This is a genomic window from uncultured Methylobacterium sp. (assembly GCF_964244095.1).
Classification (GTDB): Bacteria; Pseudomonadota; Alphaproteobacteria; order Rhizobiales; family Beijerinckiaceae; genus Methylobacterium.
Genome location: NZ_CAXTHR010000126.1, coordinates 1 through 7,967, shown reverse-complemented (window position 1 = coordinate 7,967; position 7,967 = coordinate 1). Strand labels below are relative to the sequence as shown.

Genomic DNA, 7,967 nt, shown 5'->3' with positions numbered 1-7,967 from the left:
GCGGCCGGTCGCGGCCGGTCGCGGCCGGTCGCGGCCGGTCGCGGCCGGTCGCGGCCGGTCGCGGCAGTAGCTAGGGCGGGCCGCTTCGGCGAGTAGGCCGGCCCGGGAGCCCTGCGCCCCGCGCCCCGCGCGCCGATCAGGCGCCGGGCGCGGCGCGCCTTGCCCGCGTCGGGCCTCGCGCGCCGCCCGGAAACGTGGCGCCAGCAGGATAGTTCACGCCGATGGCCGCATAAGATTTCTTTAACCAGACTAGCCTGTAGGCCCAAGGCATGAGGCGAGCGTAATCATCTCAAGAACGAAGAATTGTTAAAGGTTGCTTCAATGATTTTCATCATCTTGACCGTCGCGAGGCGGCCCGTACCGACGTCTCGCCGCGACCTGCGCCCGCGCAGCCCGCCCGCGCTCCGGCATCGGACGTCATCACTGGATTCGACCGCGCGCATGACGTTCTTCGGCAGCAGCACCTCGGCCAAGCTTCAGGCGCTCGATCGTTCCCAGGCGGTGATCGAGTTCGCCACGGACGGCACGATCCTGACCGCGAACGCGAACTTCCTGAAGGCGGTGGGCTACAGCCTAGCGGAGGTCCGCGGGCGGCACCACGGCCTGTTCGTCGCTCCCGAGGAGCGGGACGGCGCGCCCTACCGGGCGTTCTGGGCCTCGCTTGCCCGCGGCGAGTTCCAGGCCGGCGAGTTCAAGCGCATCACGAAGGAGGGCCGCGAGATCTGGCTCCAGGCCACCTACAACCCGGTGCTCGGACGCGGCGGACGGGTGGCGAAGGTCGTCAAGTTCGCCAGCGACATCACCGAGCGGAAGCTCCTGAACGCCGACCATCTCGGGCAGGTGGAGGCCATCCACCGCTCGCAGGGCGTGATCGCCTTCGCCCTCGACGGGACGATCCTCGACGCCAACCCGAACTTCCTGGCGGTCGTCGGCTACGGCCTCGACGAGATCCGCGGGCGGCACCACCGCATCTTCGTCGAGCCCGCCGAGCGCGACAGCGCGGCCTACCGCACGTTCTGGCAGGCCCTGGCGCGGGGCGAGTTCCAGTCGAAGGAGTTCCGGCGCGTCGGCAAGGACGGCCGCGAGATCTGGCTCCAGGCCACCTACAACCCGATCCTCGATCCCTCCGGCAAGCCGGTCAAGGTGGTGAAGTTCGCCACCGACATCACGCAGCAGAAGCTCCTGAACGCCGATTACCAGGGCAAGGTCGCAGCGATCGGCCGCTCGCAGGGCGTGATCGAATTCGCCCTCGACGGGACGATCCTCGACGCCAACCCGAACTTCCTCGCGGTCGTGGGCTACGGCCTCGACGCGATCCGCGGGCAGCACCACCGCCTGTTCGTCGATCCCGAGGAGCGCGCGAGCGCGGCCTACCGCAGCTTCTGGGACCGTCTCTCGCAGGGCGAGTTCGAGGCCGGCGAGTTCCGACGCTTCGGCAAGGACGGCAAGCCGATCTGGCTCCAGGCGACCTACAACCCGATCCTCGATCCGGCCGGCAAGCCCTACAAGGTGGTGAAGTTCGCCACCGACATCACGGACGAGGTCGGCCGGCGCGACCAGTTCCAGTTGCTCTCGCTCGTGGCCAACGCCACCGACAACTCCGTCGTGATCTCCGACGCGGGCGGGCGCATCGAGTACGTCAACCCCGGCTTCACCCGGCTCACGGGCTACGAGGCCGCGGAGGTGCGCGGGCGCAAGCCCGGCGATTTCCTCCAGGGGCCGGCCACGAACGCGGCGACGCGCGACGCCGTGCGCCAGCGCCTAGCCCGGCAAGAGCCGTTCTACGACGAGATCCTGAACTACACAAAGGCGGGCAAGCCCTACTGGATCTCGCTGGCGATCAACCCGGTGTTCGGCGCAGGCGGCGTGCTGGAGCGTTACATCTCGATCCAGGCCAACGTCACCGCGACCAAGCAGGCGTCGGTGCAGCGCGGGATCCAGCTCGACTCGATCAGCGCCTCCAACGCCATCTGCGAATGGGACCTCGACGGCCGCTTCCTGGGCGCCAACCCCTACCTGCGCGGGCTCGGCATCCTGACGACCGAGCCGCAGGCGAGCGCCGGCCACCTGATCGCCGACGCCGACCGGCAGGCGATTCTCGCCGGCCGGCGGACGCGGCGCGAGGTCTGCTGGCCCTCGCAGGACGGCTTCGGCGTCTGGCTCGACGCGATCTTCTCCATCCTGCCGGACATCGAGGGCCGCCCGGAGAAGATCCTGATGTGCGCAGTCGACATCACGTCGCGCAAGCGCACGATGGAGCAGACCAACCAGGCGCTGGGCGAGGTGCTGACGTCCTCGCAGAAGATCGACGCGATCACGCGGGCGATCGACGCCATCGCCAAGCAGACCAACCTGCTCGCCCTCAACGCCACGATCGAGGCGGCGCGGGCGGGCGAGTCCGGGCGGGGTTTCGCGGTCGTCGCCTCGGAGGTGCGCGCGCTGGCCGGGCGCTCGGCCGCGTCCTCGGCCGATATCGCGGGCCTCGTCGGCGAGAGCCAGTCGCGGATCGAGGTACTGGCCCGGAACCTCGCGAGCCTCGACGGAGCGGAGAAGGCCGCCTGAGGGCGAGGGCGATCGGGCGAACGCGATCGGGCGAACTTGACGGCCCTGCCCGAGGCCCGGCGGCCATTGACCCGCCCCCGCGCAAGGGCCCACCTCCGCAGTAAGCCGGACGGACCGGACGGGCGGTCCCGCCGGGCTCCGACAGCGCAGGAGAGGCCATGCGAACCGACACGCCCGCGACGATCCGGCTGGAGGATTACCGGCCGAGCGACTTCCTGATCGACCGGGTCGATCTCGACGTGCGGCTCGCGCCCCACGACACCCGGATCACCGCGCGGCTCGCGCTCCGCCCGAACCCGGCGGGCCGGCCGGGCGCGGCGCTCGTGCTCGACGGCGACGACCTGACGCTCGACGCGATCGCCCTCGACGGCCGGTCCCTCGACGCAGGAGCCTATACGGCGAGCCCGTCCGGGTTGACGGTCCACGCCCCGCCCGAAGTTCCGTTTACGCTGACGATCGCGACGCGCGTCGATCCGAGCGCGAACACCCGGCTGATGGGCCTCTACCGCTCGAACGGCGTCTACTGCACCCAGTGCGAGGCCGACGGCTTCCGGCGGATCACCTATTTCCTCGACCGGCCCGACGTGATGGCGGTCTACACCACGCGCATCGAGGCCGACCGGGCGGAGGCGCCGGTGCTGCTCGGCAACGGAAACCCGGTCGAGGCCGGCGACGTGCCCGGCACCGGCCGGCATTTTTCGGTCTGGCACGACCCGCACCCGAAGCCGGCCTATCTCTTCGCCCTCGTCGGCGGACGGCTCGACCACGTGGCGGACGGTTTCACGACGATGGAGGGCCGGACGGTCTCGGTCGCCGTCCACGTCGAGCCCGGCAAGGGACCCCGCGCAGCCTACGCGCTCGATGCCGTCATCCGCGCGATGGCCTGGGACGAGCAGGCGTTCGGGCGCGCCTACGACCTCGACGTGTTCAACGTCGTCGCGGTCTCGGACTTCAACATGGGCGCGATGGAGAACAAGGGCCTCAACATCTTCAACGACAAGTACGTGCTCGCGAGCCCCGAGACCGCCACCGACGGCGACTACGCCGCCATCGAGCGGATCATCGCGCACGAGTACTTCCACAACTGGTCGGGCAACCGCGTCACCTGCCGCGACTGGTTCCAGCTCTGCCTCAAGGAGGGCCTGACGGTCTTCCGCGACCAGGAATTCTCCTCCGACATGCGCTCGCGCGCGGTCCACCGCATCGGCGAGGTGCGGAGCCTGCGCGCGCGCCAGTTCCCGGAGGATGCGGGGCCGCTGCGGCATCCGGTCCGGCCCGAGGCTTACGCCGAGATCAACAACTTCTACACTGCGACCGTCTACGACAAGGGCGCCGAGATCGTGCGGATGCTGCGCACGCTGATCGGTGCCGACGCCTTCCGCGCCGGCATGGACCGCTACTTTTCCGACAACGACGGCCGGGCCGCCACCGTCGAGGACTTCCTGGCGGCGTTCTCGGCGGAGACCGGCCGCGACCTCTCGGCCTTCGCGCGCTGGTACGGACGGCCCGGCACGCCGGTCCTTGCCGTGACGCGGGCCTACGACGCGGCGGCCCGGCGCTGCACCCTGACGCTCCGCCAGAGCCTGGAGGCGGCCGGGCCGCCCCTGGTGATCCCGGTGGCGCTCGGCCTCGTCGCCGCCTCCGGGCCGCTCGGCGAGGCCACCTGCGAGGCCGTCGCGGACGGCCTCCTCGTGCTCGACGCCGCGTCGGCGGAGATCGTGTTCGAGGCCGTCGCGAAGGCGCCGGTGCCCTCGGTGCTGCGCGGCTTCTCGGCGCCGGTGCGCCTCGACCTCGACCTCACCGACGAAGAGCGCCTGATCCTGCTGCGGCACGACACCGACCCGTTCAACCGCTGGCAGGCCGCGCAAGGGGTCGCGATGCGGCTGATCCTGGAGCCCGCGGCTCCGGAAGCGGCCGAGGCCTTCGCCGACGCGCTCGGTGCCTTCCTCGACGGCGAGGCGCGCGCCGACCCCGCCCTCGCCGCCCTGGTGCTGAGCCTGCCGGGCGAGGGCGAGGTCGCCAACGAGATCGCCGCTGACCTCGACCCCGAGGCGATCCACGCCGCGCGCCGCGCCCTGCGGGCGATCCTCGGCCGGCGCCTGCGCGGTCGCCTCGACGCCCTCCTCGCGGCGCTCTGGCCGGAGCCGGAGGCATACAGCCCGGACGCGGCCTCCGCCGGGCGCCGGGCGCTCGCCAACGCCGCCCGCGACCTGATCGCCGCCGCCGATCCGGACGCGGGCGCCGCCTGCGCCCTGGCGCAGCTTCGCGAGGCGCGGAACATGACCGACCGGCTCGCCGCGCTCGCGGTGATCGCGTCGATCCAGGGGGATGCCCGCGAGGCGGCGCTCGCGGCCTTCGGCGAGACCTACGCCGACGAGCCCCTCGTCCTCGACAAGTGGTTCGCGATCCAGGCGACGATTCCCGAGGACGGCACGCTGGCGCGGATCGCCGACCTGACCCGGCATCCGGCCTTCGCGATGAGCAACCCGAACCGGGTCCGGGCGCTGATCGGCAGCCTCGCCTTCGGCAACCCGACCCAGTTCGCGCGGGCCGACGGCGCCGGCTTCGCGCGCGTCGCAGACGCCGTCGAGGCCCTGGACCGAACGAACCCGCAACTCGCGGCGCGGCTGCTGACGGCCTTCGCCCCCTGGCGGAAATGGGAAAGTTCGCGGCGCGAAAAGGCTTCCGGAATCCTCAACCGGATCAAGGCGATCCCGGGGCTTTCCCGGGACGTGGCCGACATCGCGGCGCGCATGGGAGAGGCCGACTAACCCTCTCTGGGGGTTCATAATTCTTCGTCGCAGGCAAGCCTGAGGATTCGAGACGGAGTCGAGCGTCGGCGTAAAAAAAACCCGTGGACAAGTCGCTCCGGATGATGATGAACTGAATCCAGATTCGAGGACGGTTTCGCCCCGAGCCGCACGTTCCCACCCGATACGAGGTTGACCATGCCGGAGGCGGATTCCGCTTCCTTCTCCGCGCGTGCGGACACGATTCTCGGTATCCACTGGCCCACGCGCGCGCCCGCCGCACGCTTCGTCCGGGCGGAAGCGTGGCTGCGCTACGCGGTTCCGGCGCTGCTCGCGACCTTCCTCGCCTGCCTTGCCGCGCTGACGGTCCTCCATCTCCAGGCTCAGCGCGACGAACTGCTCTCGGCCGCCGCCGCCGAACTCGAGACCTTCACCCGCATCGCCGCGACCGCGCTGGCCGACCCGGCCGGCGACGCCGCCGCGCAGGCGAGCCTCGCCGACCTGTTCCCGGCCGGCACGCTGCCCGCCGGGCGCCGGGTGCTCCTGGTCTCGCGCGGCGAGCGGATCTTCGCCGCCCGGCCGCCGCTCGGCCCCGGCATCGAGACCCTGCAGCAGGTGCTGGGCGAGACCGAGGCGCTCTCGACGCTGGGCGAGCGCGCCGGCGTGATGACGCTGACGCCCGCCACCGGCGAGACGGTGTTCGCCGCGATGCGCCGGCTTCCCGGCGACCAGGGCCGCATCGCCGTGCTGCAATCGGTCGCGGCGCTGACCGCGGGCTGGACCGGGCGGGCGCATCACCAGGCCGTCCTGATCGCCGCCGCGGCGCTGGTCATCGTCGGGGTCGGCCTCGCCTACGGGCTCCAGAGCCGCCGGGCGAAGGCGGTCGACAAGGTCTGCGAGCAGATCCGCCAGCGCCTCGACACGGCGCTCGGCCGCGGTGCCTGCGGCCTGTGGGACTGGGACATCCCGCGCGGGCGGATCTACTGGTCGGACTCGATGTACGCGCTGCTCGGCTACCGCCGCGAGCGCGAGTTCCTGTCCTTCGGCGACGTCAACGCCCTGGTCCACCCGGACGACGGCGACCTCTACAGCCTCGCCCGGGGGCTGGCCGCGAGCCAGACCACCGTCGATCACGCCTTCCGCATGCGCGGGGCCGACGGCGCCTACGTCTGGTTGCGCACGCGCGCCGAGGTGGTGCCGGACGTCACCGACGGCGGGCGCCACCTCGTCGGCATCGCCATCGACGTCACCGAGCAGCAGCACCTCGCCGAGGCGAGCGCCACCAACGACATGCGCCTGCGGGACGCCGTCGAGGCGATCTCCGAGGCGTTCGTGATCTGGGACACGAGCAACCGGCTGGTGCTGTGCAATTCCAAGTTCCGCCACCTCCACGCGCTCAGCCCCGAGGACGCGCAGGTCGGCCGGCGTTACGACGCGGTGATGGGCCGCGGCGTGCTCCCGCAGATCCGGCGCGAATTACCGGAGACGGACGCGGCGAGCGGGACGGCCCGCACCTTCGAGGCCGAGCTGACCGATGGCCGCTGGCTCCAGATCAGCGAGCGGCGGACCAAGGACGGCGGCTACGTCTCGGTTGGCACCGACATCACCAACCTGAAGCGGCACCAGGAGCAGCTCGTGGCCTCGGAACGTGAACTGATCGAGACGGTGAAGGACCTCAAGCGTTCCCGCCGCACCCTCGAACTGCAGACGCAGCAGCTCGCCGACCTCGCGGAGCGGTATCTCGACCAGAAGGCCGCGGCGGAATCGGCCAACCAGGCCAAGTCCGAGTTCCTGGCCACCATGAGCCACGAGTTGCGCACGCCGCTCAACGCGATCATCGGCTTCGCCGAGCTGATGGCCGGCGAGCTCTACGGGCCGCTCGGCTCCCCGCGCTACGCCGAATACTGCGCCGACATCCGCGAGAGCGGCAACTACCTGCTCTCCGTCATCGACGACATCCTGCACATGTCGCGCATCGAAGCGCACCGCGTCCGCCTGATGCGGCGCGAGATCGCCGTCGAGGCGGCGGTGGCCAACGCACTCAAGCTCGTGGCCGAGCCGGCGCGGCGGAAGAACCTCCACGTCACCATCGACCTGCGGCCCGGCCTCGCGCTGCTCGCCGACGAGCGCGCCCTGCAGCAGATCCTCGTGAACCTGCTGCAGAACGCGGTGAAGTTCACACCCGCCGACGGGCGGATCGCGGTGCGCGCCCGCAAAGCCGGCGACCGCGCCCACCTGTTCATCGAGGATACCGGCATCGGCATCCCGAAGGCCGCGCTGGCGCGGCTCGGGGCGCCGTTCTCGCAGGTCGAGACCAACCTGACGCGCAGCCACAAGGGCTCCGGCCTCGGCCTCGCCATCGCCCGCTCCATGGCCGAACTGCACGGCGGCTCCCTGCGCATCCGCTCGGAGGAGACCGTCGGCACGATCGTGCTGGTGCGCCTGCCCTGCCCCACCCGCGAGCGCCTCGCGACGGTGGCCGCCGAGGAGGCCGCGCAGCAGACCGTGGCGGCGCTCCGCGCGGCGTCGGGTGCGAGCGTGCGTGCACTGCATCCGGCGGGCCTCTAGGTGTATGGTCCCGGGATGAGGTGGTGCGGATTGATCTTGAACCGGTGTGGATCTTTGGTCCAGGCCTGCCAGATGGTCTGGAATGGT

3 protein-coding genes are annotated in these 7,967 nt (G+C 71.2%); all 3 read left to right on the top strand.

What is annotated here, in order from left to right:
- Positions 1–441 precede the first annotated feature (441 nt).
- On the top strand, positions 442–2,562 hold the full coding sequence (locus tag ACFE86_RS17255; RefSeq protein WP_375456559.1) for a PAS domain S-box protein: 2,121 nt from the start codon (positions 442–444) through the stop codon (positions 2,560–2,562).
- A 158-nt stretch (positions 2,563–2,720) separates the two neighbouring features.
- Positions 2,721–5,333, top strand: coding sequence for an aminopeptidase N (pepN, locus tag ACFE86_RS17250; RefSeq protein ID WP_375456558.1), 2,613 nt, complete (start codon positions 2,721–2,723; stop codon positions 5,331–5,333).
- A 177-nt stretch (positions 5,334–5,510) separates the two neighbouring features.
- Entirely contained in the window at positions 5,511–7,880 is a 2,370-nt protein-coding gene (locus tag ACFE86_RS17245; protein ID WP_375456557.1) for a PAS domain-containing sensor histidine kinase, read from the top strand.
- Positions 7,881–7,967 lie beyond the last annotated feature (87 nt).

Coding starts and splice junctions, on each gene's coding strand:
- ACFE86_RS17245 (WP_375456557.1), top strand. CDS start 5,511: ATGCCGGAGGCGGATTCCGCTTCCTTCTCCGCGCGTGCGGACACGATT.
- ACFE86_RS17255 (WP_375456559.1), top strand. CDS start 442: ATGACGTTCTTCGGCAGCAGCACCTCGGCCAAGCTTCAGGCGCTCGAT.
- pepN (WP_375456558.1), top strand. CDS start 2,721: ATGCGAACCGACACGCCCGCGACGATCCGGCTGGAGGATTACCGGCCG.